Below are 18,304 nucleotides of genomic sequence, written 5' to 3' on the forward strand. Positions count from 1 at the left end.
ATGGTTAAGATCAATCGAAAATGGGCGGTCGTGACCTGCCTGATGGCGCTCTTGATCTGGGGCAATTCGCTGGTTCCCGGCTCGGGGTCGGGCTCGCTGAGCCTAACGGTCATGGAAGCTATCCGCGGTTTCCTGCACGGCGTGGGACTTCCATATGCATGGGTGACCAACTTTGTTGTTCGCAAGTGCGCGCATTTTACCGAGTATATGGTGCTCGGCATCCTGGCAACGCACGCCTTCGATTTTGAGGGGCGGCGCACCTTTGACGTGCTGCTGCCCACGGCAGTGTTCCTGCTGCTGATTCCTTCGATCGACGAGACGATTCAGCTCTTTGTGCCGGGACGTGCCGGCATGATCACCGATGTGATGATCGACTGCTGTGGAGCGGCAACGGGTGTTGTGCTCCGATATCTCTTACGGTCGCTGATGTGCGCCAAAAAAGCCGCTTAGGACGTATTGTTTGGTCCTAGGCGACCTTTTTTATTTGAGGGCTTATATGAGGCGTGGTGGCGTCGTTCCGTAGGTCGGATTTGCCGGGCGCGCCACGCCCTGTGGGTGCGTCTGCTACTGAAGCGCCTGAGCGCCCAGGGCCAAGCAGCCCATAATGCCCTGTTTGCCCTCGAGGCTGTTGTTGACGATGTAGCTATCGATGTCGGCCATCTCGGGCGTGACGATGTAGCCGTTGAGCATCTCGGCGCACTTCTTGCGCGCGAGCGGCACGATGGGGGTGTGGTCGGCCACGCCGCCACCGATGACGATCTTCTGCGGTGCGTAGCATAGGATGTAGGTCATGAGCGCCTGCGCCAGATAGCCGGCGAGCAGGTCCATGGCCTCCGGGTCATCGGCCATCTCTCCGGCGCTCTTGCCACCCCAGCGCTTTTTGACGCCGGGACCGGCGATGAGGCCCTCGAGGCAGTTGTCGTGGAAGGGGCAGCCGCTGTGCTCGCCAATGATGTCGCGCGGGTCGCGCGTGACCAGGATGTGGCCGGCCTCGGGATGCATCATGCCGTGCACGAGCTTACCGCCCGAGAGCACGCCGGCGCCCACGCCGGTACCGATGGTCAGATACACCACGTCAGTGAGGCCCTGGGCGCAACCAAAGGTGACCTCGCCCAGGCAGGCGACGTTGACGTCGGTGTCGTAGCCGCAGGGAATATTGAGCTCGTTTTGGATGGTGCCCAGCAGGTCAAAGTAGCGCCATGCCGTTTTGGGCGTCTCCAGGATCTTGCCGTATTGGGGCGAGGCAGGGTTGACTGCGGTGGGGCCAAAGGCGCCGATGCCCAGCGCGGCGATGCCCTTGTCGGCAAACCATGCGTTGACGGCCTCAACGGTCTCCTGCGGGGTCGTGGTCGCAATCTGCTCGCGTTCCAGAACCGTGCCGTCTGCATAGCCCGTGGCGCAGACCATCTTGGTGCCGCCGGCCTCGAGCGCTCCGATAAGCTGCTGCTCTGCCATAGTATTCCTCTCTGGGACGAGTTGCTCCGTGACTAAAGTATAGCGCTCTAAAAAATAAATGAGGTCGCTATAAAAAGAAACCTCGTGGCCCAACGGGTTCACGAGGTTTCTTTAGTGCCTTTAGTTACTGACCGTCCTTACCCGCGCGGCTCGATTTTATCACGCAGAGACTTGAGGTTCTCCAGCGCCGCGTTGAGCGTCTCGTCACGCTTGGCAAAGTGGAAGCGGATGAGGTGGTTGACGGGCTCACGGAAGAAGCTCGAGCCCGGAACGGCGCCCACGCCCACCTTGGAGGCCAAATCTTCGCAAAAGTCGAGGTCGCTGTCATAGCCAAATTCAGAGATATCCATCATGACGTAGTAGGCGCCCTGCGGCACGTTGTGCGTGAGGCCGATGCTGTCGAGTCCCTGACAGAATAGGTCGCGCTTGGCGGTGTAGAGGTCGAGGACCTCCTGGTAATAGCTGTCGTCGAAGTTGAGGGCGGTGACGACGGCCTCTTGCAGGGGAGCGGCGGCGCCTACGGTGAGGAAGTCGTGGACCTTTTTGATGCGCTCGGTGATTTCGGCGGGAGCGATGGTGTAGCCCAGGCGCCAGCCGGTGATGGAGTAGGTCTTGGACAGCGAGCTGCAGCTGATGGTGCGCTCAAACATGCCGGGCAGCGTGGCCATATAGACATGCTCGTGGGGCGCATAGACGATGTGCTCGTAAACTTCGTCGGTGATGCAGTACGCGTCGTACTTTTTGCAGAGGTCGGCGATAAAGGTGAGCTCCTCGCGCGTAAAGACCTTGCCGCAGGGGTTGGAAGGGTTGCACAGGACGATGGCCTTGGGGTCGTTGTCGCGGAAGGCCGCCTCGAGGACCTCGCGATCGAAGTCGAACGTGGGCGGGTTGAGCGGCACGTAGATGGGCTCGGCACCCGAAAGGATCGTGTCGGCGCCGTAGTTCTCGTAGAACGGCGAGAAAATGACCACTTTGTCGCCGGGGTTCGTGACCGTCATCATGGCGGCCATCATGGCCTCGGTGGAGCCGCATGTGACTACGATATTTTCGTTGGGGTTGATCGGCATGCCCATAAAGTGCTCCTGCTTGGCGGCAAGCGCCTCACGCATGGCCTGGGAGCCCCAGGTGATGGAGTACTGGTGGTAAAGCGGCTTGGGGTCGGTGGCGATGGTGCTGAGGCTATTGAGCAGCTGCGTCGGGGGATCAAAGTCGGGGAAGCCCTGTGACAGGTTGACGGCGCCATACTTGTTGGAGATGCGCGTCATGCGACGGATGACGGAATCGGTAAACGTTGCCGTGCGGTTGGAGAGTTCTTTCATGCCGGTCCTTTCGAGCATTTGCAGTGGGGCAAGTTTACTCCTATGAAACCGGTGGGAAATGCTCGAAATGGTCTCGAAAAACTCTTTTCAAAATTCTTGAAAATTGGGGCTTGCATCGCGTGGCGTTCCTTGCAATAATAGTCGAGCGCGAAGCGCACAGGACACGGTGGGTGTAGCTCAGTTGGCTAGAGCGACGGGTTGTGGTCCCGTAGGTCGAGGGTTCGAGTCCCTTTACCCACCCCAGTTCTTGCTTCGTGTTGATATCGGGTCGTTAGCTCAGTTGGTAGAGCAGGGGACTCTTAATCCCAAGGTCCAGGGTTCGACCCCCTGACGGCCCACCACACGATATCTCCTCTAAAGTCCGCCACAACGGACTTTAGCTTTGGGTCGTTAGCTCAGTTGGTAGAGCAGGGGACTCTTAATCCCAAGGTCCAGGGTTCGACCCCCTGACGGCCCACCAAAGCATGTTTAGACGGTCAACGAAAGTTGGCCGTCTTTTTTTGTTAACAGTACATGGGGTCGAACCCGTAAGGGCGCGGTGCTGAGGAAATGCGCGAGCATTTGCCAGCGCAGCGCGCAAGGCGCGAAGCGCCGCAGCGGCCGCCTGCGCAGCAGGCTGACCCCCTGACGGCCTACCAAAGTATGTTAAGACGGTCAGCGAAAGTTGGCCGTCTTTTTTGTTGACCTCGCATGTGGTCGGACCCGAAAGGGCGCGGAGCTGAGCTATCTGCACCGTGATTCCCTTAGGGAAAACACGGCTAAAGCCCCGTAAGCGTGTTCTCCTTGGGGGAATCATGCTTACGGGGCTCGATGCATGTTGAGAAATTGTGATCAAACTCTAAGTGAGAATCGAATTAGTCCGCTCGATAGTGCGATCCGAGGCTTTCGGTTCGTTTGCGCATGGCTTTGACCATTTCCTGTGCTAGTTGAATCTGCGATTGCAGGCGGGCGAGGGCTGCGACTTCGCTGTCCTGGACTTTCTGTGTGCTCAAGGTCGTTGCCTCCGTCTTCAAGCCCTCAAGCTCGTGTAGTGCCTTTGATAGGCCCGTCTCGGTCCTGTTGATCATGCAATAGGAGCTCATCGTGTGCTTGAGACTGTGAGTCAGGCGTTTGGCATCTGTTGTGGCAATGCCATACTGGGGGAGGGCGATATCCGCCTTCAGGGCTGCCTCAGGTGCATTCTGTGCTGCCTGGGCTGCCGATGCGCCCGCGATGCGTCCGAATACGATCCCATTGGCACTCGACAAGCCGCCGATGCGGTCGGCCCCGTGCATGCCGCCTGTTGCCTCACCGCAGGCGTAGAGGCCCTCAACGCCCGTGTGCGCGGTCTTGTCGATTTTGATACCGCCGTTGGCGGCGTGGGCATACATCGCCACGCGCATCTCGTCGGTCGGCGCGATGCCGTGCTCATCTTGTAGCCAGGTGGCAAAGGTCTGCACAAACTCAGGGACGTCCTCGCGGGGGAAGTCGTAGTGGAGCGCCAGGCCTTCGGCGCCTGCTTGATCGATGGCAAGATCGATGGCGCGGGAAGCCAAGCGCGAAGTGAAGGGGCCATATCCGGAGCGCTGCTCAAGCAGATCGTCCAACTTTTCGTCGGCAATATCGACCGGTTGGTCGAACTTGACGTATCGCCAGGTCTTCTCGTTAAAGACAAGGTTTCGTTTGGGCTCGATAAAGCCGGGCATCATCTGCATGAACTCTATATTAGTAAGGGACGCACCGTGCGCCAGCGCGATGGCCTGTGATGAGCTGAGCACGTCGGCGGAAGTGAGGCTGCGCTCGAATAGGCCACCCGTACCGCCCGCAGCGATGATAGTGGCTTTAGCTGCCAGAGACATGAGATGCTCGTTTGCGCGGTCGTAGAGCGTGGCGCCGACAATCTTTCCGTCCGTGTCCTCAACAAGGTCGATAAGCTCATGGCGGGGGAGCAGGCGAATGCCGAGTGACTCGATCCGGGTCGTCAGAGCGTCCTCAAGGGGCTTGCGGGTGAGGCCGCGCCACATGCGCGTCTTGTGGTCAAAGCAGGGGATAAATTGCTTTTGCTGAGCGCTCTCAGCGCTTTGCGGACGCTGGAGCTCAACGCCCAGGTCTTGCTCAAGCCATTCAATTGCCTGGGGAATGCCGTGGACAAACGTCTGGACAAGCTCGGGGTCGGCGACGCCGCCACCAACGGTCTGAATGGTGTCGATGAAGTCTTGTTCGTCGTCTTCGTTAACGGGTCCGATAAGCCCCAGCCCCCAGGTTCCGGGGAAGAAGCTCGATCCACTCATAGTCTTTCCGGCGCATGCCACAGTGACGGTTGCACCCTTGCGTGCCGCTTCGATGGCGGCGCAAAGGCCCGCAATGCCAGATCCAATTACCAGTACATCAGTCGATTCCATCGGATTCCTTTCTCGTCCGGCGCATTGTCGCACTGGTGATCGGCAATGGGGCCGGAAAGACTCGGCAAATCGGTAAAGGGCACATATGGCAGGTGGGTGTCGTGGACGCTCTGACATTCCATCTCATCACATCTCGTATTTCGCCCCAACTGATATATCGGCATTAGCTACCCTGCGACAGCGTAAACAAAAAGAGCCGCTACCTCGAAAGGTAGCGGCTCTAAAACTCAACTATATGAGCATCGCGCAGGCGCGATTAGGCCTTGAGGGCCTCCTCGACGGCGACAGCGCAGGCGACGGTGGCACCGACCATGGGGTTGTTGCCCATGCCGATGAGACCCATCATGTCGACGTGCGCAGGCACGGAGGAAGAACCGGCGAACTGGGCGTCGGAGTGCATACGGCCCATGGTGTCGGTCATGCCGTAAGAGGCAGGGCCGGCGCCCATGTTGTCCGGGTGCAGGGTACGGCCAGTGCCGCCACCAGAAGCGACGGAGAAGTACTTCTTGCCAGCCTCGAGGCGCTCCTTCTTGTAGGTGCCAGCGACGGGGTGCTGGAAGCGCGTGGGGTTGGTGGAGTTACCGGTGATCGAAATGTCGACGTTCTCGTGCCACATGATGGCAACGCCCTCGCGGACGTCGTCGGCACCGTAGCAGTTGACGGCGGCGCGGGGACCATCGGAGTAGGGGATGGTCTCGACGACCTTGAGCTCGCTCGTGAAGTAGTCGAACTGGGTCTTCACGTAGGTGAAGCCGTTGATGCGGGCGATAATCTGAGCAGCGTCCTTGCCCAGACCGTTGAGGATAACGCGCAGCGGCTTCTTGCGAGCCTTGTTGGCGTTCAGAGCCAGGCCGATAGCGCCCTCAGCGGCAGCGAAGGACTCGTGGCCAGCCAGGAAGGCGAAGCACTCGGTGTCGTCGGAGAGCAGCATAGCGCCCAGGTTGCCGTGGCCCAGACCGACCTTGCGGTCCTCAGCGACGGAGCCGGGAACGGTGAAGGCCTGGATGCCCTCGCCGATGATGGCGGCAGCCTCAGAAGCGGTCTTGGCGCCACGCTTGACAGCGAGAGCGCAACCGAGGGTGTAGGCCCACTCGGCGTTCTGGAAGGCGATGGACTGGGTGTTGTTGACGATCTCACGCGGGTTGAAGCCCTTGTCGGTGCAGATCTGCAGAGCTTCCTCGAGGGAGGCGATGCCGTTGTCGGCGAGGCACTTGTTGATCTTGTCAGCGCGGCGCTCGTAACCTTCGAACGTAACAGTCATGGTTATTTCCCTCCCTTTCTACTCGTGAACCGGGAACACGCTGGCGACGGAGTGAGTCTCCTCGTCGGTGCGCGGGTCGATGTACTTGGCAGCGTTGTCCCACTGACCATAGTGGCCCATAGCGCCAGCGATGGCCTCCTCGGGGGTCTTGCCGGCCTTGACGGCGTCGGTAAACTTGCCGAGGTTCAGGAACTCGAACGCGATGATCTCGTTCTTGTCGTTGAGAGCCATGCGGGTGACGTAGCCCTGAGCGAGCTCGAGGTAACGAGCGCCCTTGGCCTTGGTGCCGAACATGGTGCCGACCTGAGAGCGAAGGCCCTTGCCGAGGTCGTCGAGGGAGGCGCCCACGGGCAGGCCGCCCTCGGAGAACGCGGTCTGGCTGCGGCCGTAAACGATCTGCAGGAAGATCTCGCGCATAGCAACGTTGATGGCGTCGCAGACGAGGTCGGTGTTGAGGGCCTCGAGGATGGTCTTACCGGGAAGGATCTCGGAAGCCATGGCGGCAGAGTGGGTCATGCCCGAGCAGCCGATGGTCTCAACGAGGGCCTCCTCGATGATGCCGTCCTTGACGTTCAGCGTGAGCTTGCAGGCGCCCTGCTGAGGTGCGCACCAACCCACACCGTGCGTAAGACCGGAGATGTCGGAAATCTCCTTAGCCTGGACCCACTTGCCCTCCTCGGGGATGGGTGCGGGGCCGTGGTATGCACCCTTGGCAACGGGGCACATGTTCTCCACTTCCTGTGAGTACTGCATGCCTCTCCTCTCTATCGTGTTGGCGTCCCGTCTGGGGGTCGTGGCTGGCGATTGCCGGGCGACCCTTCGAAAGGGACATGACATGCAGCCCCTATAATACCGCGAAATGCACGGAATATTCGGCGAACGGCTCAGTTTTCGTAGCGAGAAGTCCGGAAGTTTTAATTGAAACGATTTAACTCTATGTTCTGTGGTCGCGAACTTTCGTAGAGGGGGTTCGTCTTGGGCAAGCTTTTGGTCAGCTTTTGTATGCGTTGCGGGGCTGACCTGTTGCAACGGTGCCGTTCGCCGCCTGTTTACTGCCTTTGGCCGCGCGAGAGTATTGTTTTGCGTGAATGTTTTGATGGCACGCTTCAATCGTGCTGTATTGGATGGTAAGCAGATCCCGGCGAAGGGAGCGCCATGCAGCGCGTTTGGAGAACGGTTACCGGCTTTTACCATGTCTGTGCCCGCGGTACGGGCAAGCAGCTCATCTTTGAGGGCGATGAAGACCGGTGGGAGTTTTTGGAGCTGATGCGCGATTACTGCCGCGAGGCGGGCGTGACGGTTATCGCCTGGTGCCTTATGGGCAATCACGTGCATTTGGTGCTTGCAGATTACGAGGACGCGATGAGCGCGGCGATGCACCGGCTGCTTTTAACGTACGCGCGGCGGTTCAATAAACGCACGGGGCGCACGGGCCATCTGTTCCAGAGCCGTTTTGACCGGCGCTCGCTCGATACCGACCGTTATCTAATGGCCGCCATTCGCTATGTTCACGCTAATCCGCAGGAGGCGGGTATCGCCCTGATCGAGCGTTATCCCTGGAGCAGCTTTGCCGAGTATCTGCGGATGTATGACGGCGTTGCGAAGAAGAATTTTTCGGATCCGTCTACGGTGCTCGAACTTTTTGGATCGGCAGAGGGCTTTATCGACTACTCACTTAAGACACCCGATGGTTCAGATCCGGTGATTCACGACATGGAAGAGACGGAATGGGAGCGGCGTGCGTTTGCCGACAAGATGGCGAAGCGCCTGGGTGTGCCGCTCAACGAACTCAAGACCGTAGCACCCTCGCGGCGAGACGGAATCGTTTTCGCCCTGCACGATGGCGGCTACACGGTGCGCGAGATCGAACGGTATACGGGAATCAGCAAGAGTACCGTCTCTCGTATCGTGCGCGCTTATGCGCGGGTGAAGGCTCAGGCTGAGGGCTCGGAATAGAAAATGGCCGAACCACCCTTGTCAAGCGATTCGGCCAACAAAATTCTTAAGATTTGGGACAAATACTACTGATTATTTTGTCCCGTGAGCATGCCGTCGAGGGTGCGCCAGGCGAGCTCGGCGCATTTGACGCGGGCGGGCATGTGCGAGATGTCCTGGAGCTGGGCGGCTTCGTCTAGGTCTTCCAGGTCTTCCTCGGAGAGCTGCTCGCCGCGGATCATGGCGAGGAAGAGCTCCGCCAGGCGGCGAGCTTCCTCGACCGTCTCACCGGTGATGAGGTCGGCCATGATGTCGGCGCTTGCCTGGCTGATGGCGCAGCCGTGGCCGGTAAAGGAGGCCTCCTCGATCACGTTGTTCTCGACACGTAGCTGCAAGGTGAGCTCGTCGCCGCAGCTGGGGTTGATGCCGTCGTGCTCGTGCGTGGGAGCATCCATCTCGTACTTATAGTCGGGGTGCGAGTTGTGCTCCATAAATGTGGTGGAGGTGTACAGATTACCCATTGAACGTGCTCCAAACGTGATGCAGGCCGGCGATGAACTTGTCGATGTCGGCCTTGTCGTTGTAGAAGGCCACGCTGGCGCGGCAGCAGGCAAGATTCTCGACGCCCAGCCAGGTGAGCAGCGGCTGCGCGCAGTGGTGACCGGCGCGGATGCAGACGCCGTCCATGTCCATGATGCTCGCGACGTCGTGCGGGTGGATGCCCTTGACGTTAAAGCTCACGACGCCGTGGTGGTTGTCCCAGTAGATCGAGCCGATGATCTGGACAAAGTCGAGCTGCATGAGCTCGCCCATCAGATAATGGACGAGTGCCTGCTCGCGTGCCTGGATGTTCTCGTAACCCACCGTGTTGACCAGGTAATCGAGTGCGGCGCCCGTGGCGAAGATGCCGGCGGCGTCCTGCGTGCCGGCCTCGAACTTCTCGGGGACGGGCGCCCAGACGGCGTCCTGCTCGGTGACCGAATCGATCATCTCGCCGCCGGTAAGCATGGGCGGCATGGCGTTGAGCAGGTCCATCTTGCCCCACAGCACGCCGATGCCCATGGGGCCCATGGCCTTGTGTGCGCTAAAGGCGAAGAAGTCGGCTCCCAGGTCGGCCACGTTTACGGGCATGTGCGGCAGCGACTGCGCGCCGTCGACGACCAGATAGCCGCCGTACTTGTGCACGAGCTTGCCGAGGTTCTTGACCGGGTTCTCGACGCCCAGCACGTTGGAGACCTGTCCCACGGCTAGGATCTTGGTCTTGGGACCCACCTTGGCAAGAACCTCCTCGGTGGTGAGCTGGCCGGTCTTGGTGGGGTAGAGGTAGACGAGCTTGGCGCCGGTCTCGCGGCAGACCTGCTGCCACGGAATCAGGTTGGAGTGGTGCTCCATGATAGTGATGACGACCTCGTCGCCCGGTTCGAGCACCGTGGGCGCAAAGCTCTTGGCGACCAGGTTGAGCGACTCGCTCGTGTTGCGGGTGAAGACGATCTCGTTGGCGTTGGGGGCGCCGATGACGTCGGCGATCTGCTGGCGCACCTTCGCGATGGCCTCGGTGGCCTCGACGGACAGCGAGTACAGGCCGCGCAGGGGGTTGGCGTTCATGCGCTGATAGAAGTCGCGCTCGGCGTCGAGCACACATGCAGGGCGCTGCGCGGTGGCGGCGCTATCGAGGAAGGCGATCTCGGGGTGCTGCTGGAACAGCGGGAACTGGCCCTTGTAGGGGTTGGTCTCGATATCCACGGTGGGCCAGCCGCGCGAAGCCTCGTCGCTGGCGTCGAGCTCCATGGGCTCGGGGGCAGTACAGGTATCGCATTTAACGTGCTCGGTGTCGATCATGCGAGCTCCTCTTCAAAGTTGTCGATCAGGTTGTTGCCCAGTCGGACGACGGCGGCGCGGGTGCGCTCGTCGGTGGCGGAAAGCGCGGCGTCCTCCAGCTTGGCGCGGATGAACAGGTCCTCGGCGGCGTTTTGGTCAAGGCCGCGGCAGGCGAGGTAGAACAGCTGCTCGTCACGGACGTGACCGATGGTGGCGCCGTGGTTGCCGGCGACGTCGTCCTCGTCGCAAAGAATGACGGGTACGGTCTTGTTGTCGACGCCCTTGTTGGCCAAAAGCACCGTCTCGCGCTCGGTGCCGGTTGCACCCTTGCAGCCGTGCACGAGGTCGATGGTGCCGCGGTAGACCTTCTTGGACGTGCCGGTCAGTACGCCGTTGGCGTCGATTTCGCACTCGGTCTTGCGACCGCGGTGGCGTAGCTCGTAGTTAAAGTCGCGCACCTGCTCGCGGGCGCCCAGGTAATCGGTATCGATGGTGACCTTGGCGGTATCGCCCAGCAGGTCGCCGGCAAGGCCGGTGGCGCTGGCGCCGGCACCCAGGACGGTGTGCTGCACGTTGACGCGCGCGCCCTCGTCCAGGAACAGACCGGTGTCGTCGAGCGCGATCCAGCTATCGTCGAGCGTCTGCGTGCAGGCCACGTTGACGGTGGCGTACTCGTGGACGCACACGCGAAGCACGGAGCCCACGACACCCTCGCCGATAACGGGGGAGTCTAGGGCGATCTGCAGGTCGAGCGTTGCCTGCGGGCGGGCGACGACGTCGACGGCGGCAATTGCAGCCGTCGCGTCGACACCGCTCACGCGCACGGTAACCGTGGCGTGCTTGTATGCGGGCACATCGATGACGATGCGCTTGGTGGCGTGCTCGGCCAGGTAGGCGTAGGCAGCCTCGCCCATGCCGGTCTCGAATGCCTCGGCGGGGGAGAGTTCCTCCTCGAGCTTGATGGCACCGGCCTGGTAGACGGAGGTGGCGGGCACGTCGAGCTCGGTCTCGGGCTTGATGCGGGCGCGATCGACGGCATCACCGGGGGCAGCAGCACGGCGCTCGGGGAAGCGCTCGGCCATGGCCTCCATGGCGGTATCGAAGGCGTCAGCCGCGCCGCGGAACTGCTCGTCAAGCCCCTCGACCTCGACGGCCTCGGCAGGAGCGACGGTAAGCTCGTCCGAAAGTTCAAGCTTGGTCTGGTTCATTTTCAACCAGCCCCAGGTTGCAGCGGGCATCGCATTGACCTGCTCGAGCGTGGTGGCAGCGGTGTTCGTGGTCTGATTCATTATCCGATCGCTCCTTCCATCTCGAGCTTGATCAGGTTGTTCATCTCGACGGCGTACTCCAGCGGCAGCTCCTTGGAGACCGGGTTGGCAAAGCCGTTGACGATCATGGTACGGGCTTCTTCCTCCGAGATACCGCGGCTCATCAGGTAGAACACCTTATCGTCGCCGATGCGGCCGATGGTGGCCTCGTGGCCGATGTCGACGTTCTTGGCGCGGATGTCCATGGCCGGAATAGTGTCGGAGCGGCTTTGGTCGTCGAGCATCAGCGACTGGCAGCTCACGGTTGCCTTGGAGCCCTCGGCCTTGGGTGTCGCCACAATAGAGCTGCGGAAGGTCTGAATGCCGCCACTCTTGGAGATGCCCTTGGTCTCGACGGTTGCCGAGGCCTCGGGCGCGTTGAGCACGACCTTGCAGCCGGTATCGAGGTTCTGACCGGCGCCGGCAAAGGTGATGCCGGTAAAGCTCGACCGGGCGCGGCGGCCGTTGAGCACGCTCATGGGGTAGAGGTAGCCCACGTGGCTGCCGAAGGAGCCGCTGATCCACTCGATGTCGCCGTCCTCGTCCACGCGCGCACGCTTGGTGTTGAGGTTGTACATGTTCTTGGACCAGTTCTCGATGGTCGAGTAGCGCAGGTGTGCGCGTTTGCCCACAAAGAGCTCGACGGCGCCGGCGTGGAGGTTGGCCACGTTGTACTTGGGCGCGGAGCAACCCTCGATAAAGTGCAGGTCGGCATCGTCCTCGACGATGATGAGCGTGTGCTCAAACTGGCCGGCGCCCTTGGCGTTAAGGCGGAAGTAGCTCTGCAGCGGGAAGTCGAGCTTGGTGCCCTTGGGCACGTAGACAAACGAGCCGCCTGACCACACGGCACCATGCAGGGCCGCAAACTTGTGGTCGGTGGGCGGGATGAGCGTCATAAACTTCTCGTGGATGAGCGGCTCCCACTGCGGATCGTGCAGGGCCTCCTCGATGCCGGAGTAGACGATGCCCATTTTGGACGCGGTGTCCTGCATGTTGTGGTAGACGAGTTCGGAGTCGTACTGCGCACCGACGCCTGCCAGGTAGCTGCGCTCGGCCTCGGGGATGCCCAGGCGCTCAAAGGTGTTCTTGATGTCGTCGGGCACCGACTCCCAGTCGTGCTTTTGGTCGGTGTTGGGCTTGACGTAGGTGACGATGTTGTCCATGTCCAGGCCCTCGATGGAGGGGCCCCATGTCGGATTGGGGAAGCGGTTGAAGATCTCGAGGGACTTTAAGCGCAGGTCGAGCATCCACTGCGGCTCGTCCTTTTTGGCGCTGATCTCGCGCACGATGTCGGGCGTGATGCCGGCGTCGAGGCGTTCGAATCCCTCCTCGCCATAGGTGAAATCGTAGAGGCTGCGGTCGATGTCCGCGACCTCGGTGCGGTTCTTGGTCATTGCGTCGCCCCTTTACGCCTGCTGCTCGGCAGCGGCGGCCTCGGCCTGGGCGCGCTGCTCGGCTGCCTCGCGCTCGAAGGTCCCAAAGCCGTTCTTGTCGATCCAGGGGATGAGCGAGGCGTCGTCCTCGCGCACGATGTGGCCCTTGACCATAACGTGAACGCGGTCGACATCCAGGTGCTCAAGGATGCGCGTGTTATGCGTGATGATGAGCATGGAGCCGTCGCAGCTCTTGCGGTAGGCGTTCATGCCGTGGCTGACGGTGGAAAGCGCGTCGACGTCCAAGCCCGAGTCGGTTTCGTCCAGGATGGCGAGTTTGGGCTGCAGCAACAGAAGCTGGAGCATCTCGACCTTCTTCTTCTCGCCGCCCGAGAAGCCCACGCCCAGCTCGCGGTTGAGGTAGGCGGTATCCATGTTGAGCTCGGCCGCAAGCTCCTTCACGCGGCGGCGGAACTCCTTGCCCTTCATCTCCAGGCCGGGGCAGCCGGCGATGCTGGCGCGCAAAAAGCTCGACAGAGGCACGCCCGGGATCTCGACCGGGGCCTGGAAGCTCAGGAACAGGCCGGCGCGCGAGCGCTTGTCGGTGGTGAGCTCGGTGATGTCCTGGCCGTCAAAGACGATGCGGCCGTCGTTGACCGTGTAGACGGGGTCGCCCATGACCAGGTGGCCAAGGGTGGACTTGCCGGCGCCGTTGGGTCCCATCAGCACGTGGGTCTCGCCGGCGGCGACGTTGAGGTTGACGTTGTGGAGGATGGTCTTCTCGTCCACGGAGGCGGTCAGACCTTCGATGGAAAGCAGCGGATTTGCGCTCATGCTGTCCCTCTCTGTATATGGTGTACTCATGGGTGTGCGAAACCCTAGGAATCTTCTCGGAATAAAGTTACTATGGGTTCGGCTTTAGTCAAGGGAAAACCCGACTAATCCACTCGACTTTTCAAATTCTGGGACAAAATAACCTGTTGTGTTTGTCCCACTTACTTAAGATTTGGGACAAACAAACCTGGTTATGTTGTCCCAGATGCGATGGGAGGGTAGGTATGCTCATTTCTTCCAAGGGCCGCTATGCCCTCCGGCTGATGATCTATATCGCAGCGCTTGGTGACGTCGAGGGCAAGATTGCCCTGCGCGAGGTCGCCGACCGCGAGCACATCTCGCAGAAGTATCTGGAGCAGCTGGTCCGTCCGCTCATGAAGGCGGGCCTGCTTAAGAGCGTGCGTGGCAAGGGCGGCGGCTACATGATGGCTAAGGACCCCGCCGGGGTGCGTGCCGGCGACATCCTGCGTGCCGTCGAGGGCAGCACGGCTCCGGTGGCGTGCGATGGCATCGACAACAGCTGTACCCGCAGCGATCTTTGCTCCACGGTCAAGTTCTGGCGCGGTCTGGACGAGGTCATTGAGAACTATGTCGACGGCGTAACGCTGGCCGACTTGGCCGCCGTGCCTGAAATCAATTTCGACATTAAGCTGTAGGTTGAGCGCAATTCCTTAAGATTTCGCGGAGGGTTGTTGCCGTTTACCGAGGGGTTGTTGTGTAACAACGGGCGAGCTGCAATACTTATTTCTATCTTTGCAAACTGCACTTTAACTACACCAATGCAGGGAGGATCTTATGCAGCCCAAGCATTCTGCGATTGTCGCGGGCCTGACGTTGGCGCTTTCGTTTGGCGCCGTTACCGCACCCGCACCCGCTGCCGCCGAGGAGCCCACACCGGGCGTTGCCTCGGATGCGACCGATATCGATAAGGGTCTCTATACCCAGCAGTCCTTCTCGGGCGTGCTGAGGTCGGTCCAGGGCGTTTCGTTTGTTAACGTGACCCCCGAGATGAAGTACTTTACCAAGTACGAGAGCCATGGCAACTATAACCAGGGCTTTTCGTATGGCGACGGCTATAACGCGCTGGGTTATTACCAGTTCGACCGTCGATGGTCGCTCATTCCGTTTATGAAGCAGGCCTACAACTACAACCCCGAAAAATACAGCATGCTCAAGGATGCGATTGATCGCGGCAGCGAGATTTCCAACACGAGCAATGCCATGTACGAGAATGGCCAGCTCACCGAGTTGGGCCGTATTGCGCAGGAGGCCTTCCAGGGCGCTTATAACACCGACCCTGCTGAGTTTTCGGCTCTGCAGGATGCGTATGCGTACAACTCGTACTATGCGGTGACCGAGGCGTGGCTCAAGAGCGGCTTGGGTATTGATATTTCGGGCCGTGCCGATTGCGTTAAGGGCATGGTGTGGAGCATCACCAACATGTGCGGCACCGGTGGCTGCAGGGACTTCTTCCGTTGGGCGAATCTCTCCAACGATATGTCCGACCGCGAGTTTGTGACGGCGCTCTCCAATAGCGTGGTCAATAACGTCGCTACCAAGTATTCGAGCCAGCCCCAGTATCATGAGGGCTGGAAGAACCGCTACCGCAACGAGCTGAAGGACTGCTTGGTTTATATCGCCGAGGACGAGGCCGCTGCCGCTGCAACGCCCGTGCAGCCCGAGCCCACGCCGGCGCCCTCGCCGACACCTGATTCGAATGACGACTCGAGTGACGATGTCAATGATGACAGGATGGATGCGCCCTCGACCGATGCTGACGGTGATGGCTCTGCTGGTGGCACTACCAACAACGGCTCTACTTCGAACGGCTCCGATTCAAACGGCTCTGCTGCGGGCGATTCGTCTTCAAGCTCTGCCGGCAATACGGACGGCGCCGCATTTGGTTCGACCGACGCTGGTTCCTCTGACTCTTCCACTGGCTCGAGCGATTCGTCCGTTGGCACCGGCTCTAACAACGGCTCCGGCTCTGACGCAACCCCTGATTCTGATGCTTCCAAGGACGACTCGAATAAGGCGCCGGACGCTCCCGTTGCTTCGCCGGACAAGAAGCCTTCTTTCTCCGTGCAACTTGGTTCTACGCTGGGCTCTTCGCTGATGGCTGGCGTCAATAACGGCTCGACCCAGAACAAGGACAACTCTGATCAGGTTTCCGCGGAAAAGACCGAAGCCGCAAAGGGCGACTCCAAGGACGAGGCTTCCGAGAAGACTGAATCCGATAAGGGTTCTAGCTCTGAGGAGAAGAGCGACAAGTCCGAACAGAAGAATGGCGAGGATAAGAACTCTGAATCTGAGGAGAAGGACAAGAGCAAGGACAAGACCGAGGACAGAAAGCAGCGGGGCAAGGACAGCGGTAAGGGCAACACCGACAACCAGAACCAGGAGCAAAATGACTCCAAAACGGTGACCACCACGACCACGACGACTACAACGACTAAGTTCTCGGGCGGTAACATGCCCAAGACGGGCGACTTGATCGTGATGGCGAGCCTTGCCAGCGCGAGCTTGGCTACGCTGGGCGCTACATCTATCGTGAGCGGTAAGCATAAGCTCGATCAGCAGAACAAGGCTTCAGGGGAGGACGGCTCGGAGGAGTAATCTTCCAGATCGTTTTCTATAAGAGTTTGGGACGGGGTCCGGTGCGGCGGCATCGGGCCCCGTTTTTGTTGTGCAACGATTTGTTATGCCCCCTCGGGGGTCTGTTGCTACCGTTGCCCGAAACGTTTGCATGTCGATATTGTTGCGCTCCGCCTGCTCGCTACAATGGGCATCGTGCTGCGTTAGAAGGAGAGTTTACGGTGTCTGAACAGGCGAATTATGGTGTTGCTCATGCGTTTGGCGCACGGTTGCTCAGTTATGCGGATAACGCAGCTCTGCCGGTTGATGTACACGACTTTTCCGATGCAATCAATCGGTGTTTACTCGTCGATAAGACTATGTTTATTGCCGATATATTGGACAGCGAAGCACCTGTTGCGCTTTGTTGTCGGCCCAAGGGTTTTGGCAAGAGCATGAATCTATCGATGCTCAAATGCTATTTGGAACGACCTGATCACCGGCGGCCAGATCGAAGCCCGTTCGTCGGCACCCAGATTTGGCAGGCGGGCGGCGGTCGCTATCGTGATGAGCACGCGTGTTATCCGGTCATCACGCTTGACTTTTCAACTGCCGCTGTGAGGTGTGACGCTGATGCTGCGGCGGCTATTCGCAGCGCTGTTGCACACGAGTGCGCCCGATTGCTGCCGCTGCTTGCCGCGCCTGATCTGTCAAGACGTGAGGTTCGTCTTATCGAGAGGGCGGCGCGTGGGGTGGCCAGCGATAATGAGACCGATGCGGCGCTTTGCGTGCTCATTAAACTGCTCCAGGCAGCTTTCGATGAGCAGGTTGTTCTTCTGATAGACGACTACGATGCGGTATGTCCAAAGCGTTTGGACGCTAAGGACGACGGTAGCGTGGATTCTCTAGAGCCGCTCAGCCGAATGTTGTTCGACACCATTGCCGACGCCGGCGACTCGCTGCGATTGACGTGTCTGATGGGCGAGCGCCCCGGTCCTGCCGAGCTTGCGTTGTCCCAGCGTGGGGTTTCCTATCGATCGGCGACGCCACTGTCGAGTTGGTGTGATCGATGGTTCGGTTTTTCGGACGACGAAGTCCAGGTGCTGTTGGATTGCATCGGTCGCAACGGCTGTCTGGATGACGCGCGTGAGTGGCTCGAGGGCTACCTGTTTGGTGGCTTTTATTGCTCGATCCCGGAGCGTGTGGTGGACTACGTGCATCGCGGTTGCGTCGCGCCCGTTCGGGCAGATCTGTATGGTTACGCCGACCGTCTGAGCGCATGCGTCGGTGGCTGGAATCTCATGCGCCTGTCCGCATTGTTCGATTTGCTTGAGCCGCATGGGTTTATTGAGGCGCCAGTGCGCGTGCGTGCCGAGGGGGCCGATGCCGCCAAGCCCGAAGATATCTGGACGGCGCTGTACCTGTCTGGATTCCTTACGACGGACATGACGGGGCATTCGGAGGACGGCGCGTGCTTTCGTTCCCTGCGTCTGCCTAACAACGAAGTGCGTCAGGCGCTCCGTCTTGTAATTCTGGAATGGTTTGAGTGCGCCGTTGAGGACGTTGGAGTTATCGACTCGTTCCATGACGGGCTGTGTCGAGGAGACGAGGACACTGTAAAGCAAGCTTTGAGCTGTGCTATCGGCGATCTGGGCATCGATGTGGGCCAATCAGATGTGCCGACAGCCTATCATCTGGCGCTTCAGGGGCTCTGCTTTGGACTGCCCGGCTATTGCAATCCCAGCTCCAAGCGAAGTGGCGTCTCGGATCGCTGGGATATCCAGGTGATTCCCACCGGTCGGGTGTTTGACGTGGCCGACACGCTCGGCATGTTCGATGAGCGACCGCTGATAACGATCAACATGATGTACGACCCTGGCGTCGATGCCCTGGGCCTGGAACTGTTGGCGGTTCAGGCACTGCTCGACATAGAGCGCGACGGCATCGATGATATCCGCGTGCCGCGCCCCGCCGTCGGGCGCATGCGTTGGGGCTTTGGTTTTGACGGTCAGCGTGTGTCCGTGGTGTGCCAACGACTGTAGCGGCG

General features: G+C 60.2%; 15 protein-coding genes and 3 tRNA genes. 8 read left to right on the plus strand and 10 right to left on the minus strand.

The annotated features are described in order from the left end of the window. Positions 1 to 450, plus strand: coding sequence for a VanZ family protein (locus AB5Z14_RS04015; protein WP_117735610.1), 450 nt, complete (start codon positions 1 to 3; stop codon positions 448 to 450). Between the two features lie 114 nt (positions 451 to 564). On the opposite strand, the gene AB5Z14_RS04020 is transcribed toward AB5Z14_RS04015, so the two are convergent. Together AB5Z14_RS04020 and AB5Z14_RS04025 are read right to left on the minus strand one after the other, a co-directional pair. After that, entirely contained in the window at positions 565 to 1,455 is an 891-nt protein-coding gene (locus AB5Z14_RS04020; protein WP_368130400.1) for an ROK family protein, read from the minus strand. 137 nt (positions 1,456 to 1,592) lie between these two features. Then, positions 1,593 to 2,774: a pyridoxal phosphate-dependent aminotransferase gene (locus tag AB5Z14_RS04025; protein ID WP_368130401.1), complete on the minus strand. Its 1,182-nt coding sequence runs from the start codon at positions 2,772 to 2,774 to the stop codon at positions 1,593 to 1,595. Positions 2,775 to 2,940: 166 nt separating this feature from the next. On the opposite strand from AB5Z14_RS04025, the gene AB5Z14_RS04030 reads away from it, so the two are divergent. The 3 genes from AB5Z14_RS04030 (at position 2,941) to AB5Z14_RS04040 (ending at position 3,234) form a co-directional block, all read left to right on the plus strand. Next, positions 2,941 to 3,017, plus strand: a tRNA-His gene (locus AB5Z14_RS04030). 22 nt (positions 3,018 to 3,039) lie between these two features. Further along, a tRNA-Lys gene (locus tag AB5Z14_RS04035) sits at positions 3,040 to 3,115 on the plus strand. A 43-nt stretch (positions 3,116 to 3,158) separates the two neighbouring features. Next, positions 3,159 to 3,234 (plus strand) — tRNA-Lys (locus AB5Z14_RS04040). Between the two features lie 394 nt (positions 3,235 to 3,628). Here AB5Z14_RS04040 and AB5Z14_RS04045 read toward each other — a convergent pair. The 3 genes from AB5Z14_RS04045 to AB5Z14_RS04055 all read right to left on the minus strand — a co-directional run bounded on the left by AB5Z14_RS04045 (position 3,629) and on the right by AB5Z14_RS04055 (position 7,169). After that, entirely contained in the window at positions 3,629 to 5,155 is a 1,527-nt protein-coding gene (locus tag AB5Z14_RS04045; RefSeq protein ID WP_368130402.1) for an FAD-dependent oxidoreductase, read from the minus strand. 256 nt (positions 5,156 to 5,411) lie between these two features. Then, positions 5,412 to 6,416 carry a GGGtGRT protein gene (locus AB5Z14_RS04050; protein ID WP_152076898.1) on the minus strand — a complete coding sequence of 335 codons (1,005 nt, stop codon included), beginning with the start codon at positions 6,414 to 6,416 and terminating at the stop codon, positions 5,412 to 5,414. Positions 6,417 to 6,434: 18 nt separating this feature from the next. Further along, positions 6,435 to 7,169 carry an iron-sulfur cluster assembly scaffold protein gene (locus AB5Z14_RS04055; RefSeq protein WP_022094816.1) on the minus strand — a complete coding sequence of 245 codons (735 nt, stop codon included), beginning with the start codon at positions 7,167 to 7,169 and terminating at the stop codon, positions 6,435 to 6,437. Between the two features lie 402 nt (positions 7,170 to 7,571). On the opposite strand from AB5Z14_RS04055, the gene AB5Z14_RS04060 reads away from it, so the two are divergent. After that, on the plus strand, positions 7,572 to 8,372 hold the full coding sequence (locus tag AB5Z14_RS04060) for a transposase (protein WP_368130403.1): 801 nt from the start codon (positions 7,572 to 7,574) through the stop codon (positions 8,370 to 8,372). Positions 8,373 to 8,437: 65 nt separating this feature from the next. On the opposite strand, the gene sufU is transcribed toward AB5Z14_RS04060, so the two are convergent. Genes sufU through sufC form a run of 5 tightly spaced genes read right to left on the minus strand, consistent with a single transcriptional unit; the run spans position 8,438 to position 13,683 of the window. Next, a complete protein-coding gene (sufU, locus tag AB5Z14_RS04065; protein WP_117583738.1) occupies positions 8,438 to 8,872 on the minus strand; it encodes a Fe-S cluster assembly sulfur transfer protein SufU in 435 nt (144 codons plus the stop codon). Beyond that, a complete protein-coding gene (locus tag AB5Z14_RS04070) occupies positions 8,865 to 10,190 on the minus strand; it encodes an aminotransferase class V-fold PLP-dependent enzyme (RefSeq protein WP_368130404.1) in 1,326 nt (441 codons plus the stop codon). The genes sufU and AB5Z14_RS04070 overlap by 8 nt, the downstream gene beginning before the upstream one ends. Continuing rightward, positions 10,187 to 11,458 (minus strand): SufB/SufD family protein, encoded by a 1,272-nt coding sequence (locus AB5Z14_RS04075; protein ID WP_368130405.1) that lies wholly within the window; start codon positions 11,456 to 11,458, stop codon positions 10,187 to 10,189. Before AB5Z14_RS04075 ends, AB5Z14_RS04070 begins: the two co-directional genes overlap by 4 nt. Further along, complete coding sequence (gene sufB, locus AB5Z14_RS04080) at positions 11,458 to 12,870, minus strand: Fe-S cluster assembly protein SufB (protein WP_368130406.1); 1,413 nt, start codon at positions 12,868 to 12,870, stop codon at positions 11,458 to 11,460. The genes AB5Z14_RS04075 and sufB overlap by 1 nt, the downstream gene beginning before the upstream one ends. A 12-nt stretch (positions 12,871 to 12,882) precedes the next feature. After that, positions 12,883 to 13,683: a Fe-S cluster assembly ATPase SufC gene (gene sufC, locus AB5Z14_RS04085; RefSeq protein ID WP_368130407.1), complete on the minus strand. Its 801-nt coding sequence runs from the start codon at positions 13,681 to 13,683 to the stop codon at positions 12,883 to 12,885. Positions 13,684 to 13,907: 224 nt separating this feature from the next. Here sufC and AB5Z14_RS04090 point away from each other — a divergent pair, with 224 nt between their 5' ends. The 3 genes from AB5Z14_RS04090 to AB5Z14_RS04100 all read left to right on the plus strand — a co-directional run bounded on the left by AB5Z14_RS04090 (position 13,908) and on the right by AB5Z14_RS04100 (position 18,299). After that, on the plus strand, positions 13,908 to 14,339 hold the full coding sequence (locus AB5Z14_RS04090) for an RrF2 family transcriptional regulator (protein WP_368130408.1): 432 nt from the start codon (positions 13,908 to 13,910) through the stop codon (positions 14,337 to 14,339). A 139-nt stretch (positions 14,340 to 14,478) separates the two neighbouring features. Continuing rightward, a complete protein-coding gene (locus AB5Z14_RS04095; RefSeq protein WP_368130409.1) occupies positions 14,479 to 16,299 on the plus strand; it encodes a VgrG-related protein in 1,821 nt (606 codons plus the stop codon). Positions 16,300 to 16,499: 200 nt separating this feature from the next. After that, a complete protein-coding gene (locus AB5Z14_RS04100) occupies positions 16,500 to 18,299 on the plus strand; it encodes an AAA family ATPase (protein WP_368130411.1) in 1,800 nt (599 codons plus the stop codon). The last annotated feature ends 5 nt before the right edge of the window (positions 18,300 to 18,304 follow it).

Source organism: Collinsella aerofaciens (assembly GCF_040910265.1).
Classification (GTDB): domain Bacteria; phylum Actinomycetota; class Coriobacteriia; order Coriobacteriales; family Coriobacteriaceae; genus Collinsella; species Collinsella aerofaciens_BK.

Excerpts from the sequence above, each read along its gene's own strand:
- AB5Z14_RS04015 (WP_117735610.1), top strand. The coding sequence starts at position 1 with ATGGTTAAGATCAATCGAAAATGGGCGGTCGTGACCTGCCTGATGGCG.
- AB5Z14_RS04020 (WP_368130400.1), bottom strand. The coding sequence starts at position 1,455 with ATGGCAGAGCAGCAGCTTATCGGAGCGCTCGAGGCCGGCGGCACCAAG.
- AB5Z14_RS04025 (WP_368130401.1), bottom strand. The coding sequence starts at position 2,774 with ATGAAAGAACTCTCCAACCGCACGGCAACGTTTACCGATTCCGTCATC.
- AB5Z14_RS04045 (WP_368130402.1), bottom strand. The coding sequence starts at position 5,155 with ATGGAATCGACTGATGTACTGGTAATTGGATCTGGCATTGCGGGCCTT.
- AB5Z14_RS04050 (WP_152076898.1), bottom strand. The coding sequence starts at position 6,416 with ATGACTGTTACGTTCGAAGGTTACGAGCGCCGCGCTGACAAGATCAAC.
- AB5Z14_RS04055 (WP_022094816.1), bottom strand. The coding sequence starts at position 7,169 with ATGCAGTACTCACAGGAAGTGGAGAACATGTGCCCCGTTGCCAAGGGT.
- AB5Z14_RS04060 (WP_368130403.1), top strand. The coding sequence starts at position 7,572 with ATGCAGCGCGTTTGGAGAACGGTTACCGGCTTTTACCATGTCTGTGCC.
- sufU (WP_117583738.1), bottom strand. The coding sequence starts at position 8,872 with ATGGGTAATCTGTACACCTCCACCACATTTATGGAGCACAACTCGCAC.
- AB5Z14_RS04070 (WP_368130404.1), bottom strand. The coding sequence starts at position 10,190 with ATGATCGACACCGAGCACGTTAAATGCGATACCTGTACTGCCCCCGAG.
- AB5Z14_RS04075 (WP_368130405.1), bottom strand. The coding sequence starts at position 11,458 with ATGAATCAGACCACGAACACCGCTGCCACCACGCTCGAGCAGGTCAAT.
- sufB (WP_368130406.1), bottom strand. The coding sequence starts at position 12,870 with ATGACCAAGAACCGCACCGAGGTCGCGGACATCGACCGCAGCCTCTAC.
- sufC (WP_368130407.1), bottom strand. The coding sequence starts at position 13,683 with ATGAGCGCAAATCCGCTGCTTTCCATCGAAGGTCTGACCGCCTCCGTG.
- AB5Z14_RS04090 (WP_368130408.1), top strand. The coding sequence starts at position 13,908 with ATGCTCATTTCTTCCAAGGGCCGCTATGCCCTCCGGCTGATGATCTAT.
- AB5Z14_RS04095 (WP_368130409.1), top strand. The coding sequence starts at position 14,479 with ATGCAGCCCAAGCATTCTGCGATTGTCGCGGGCCTGACGTTGGCGCTT.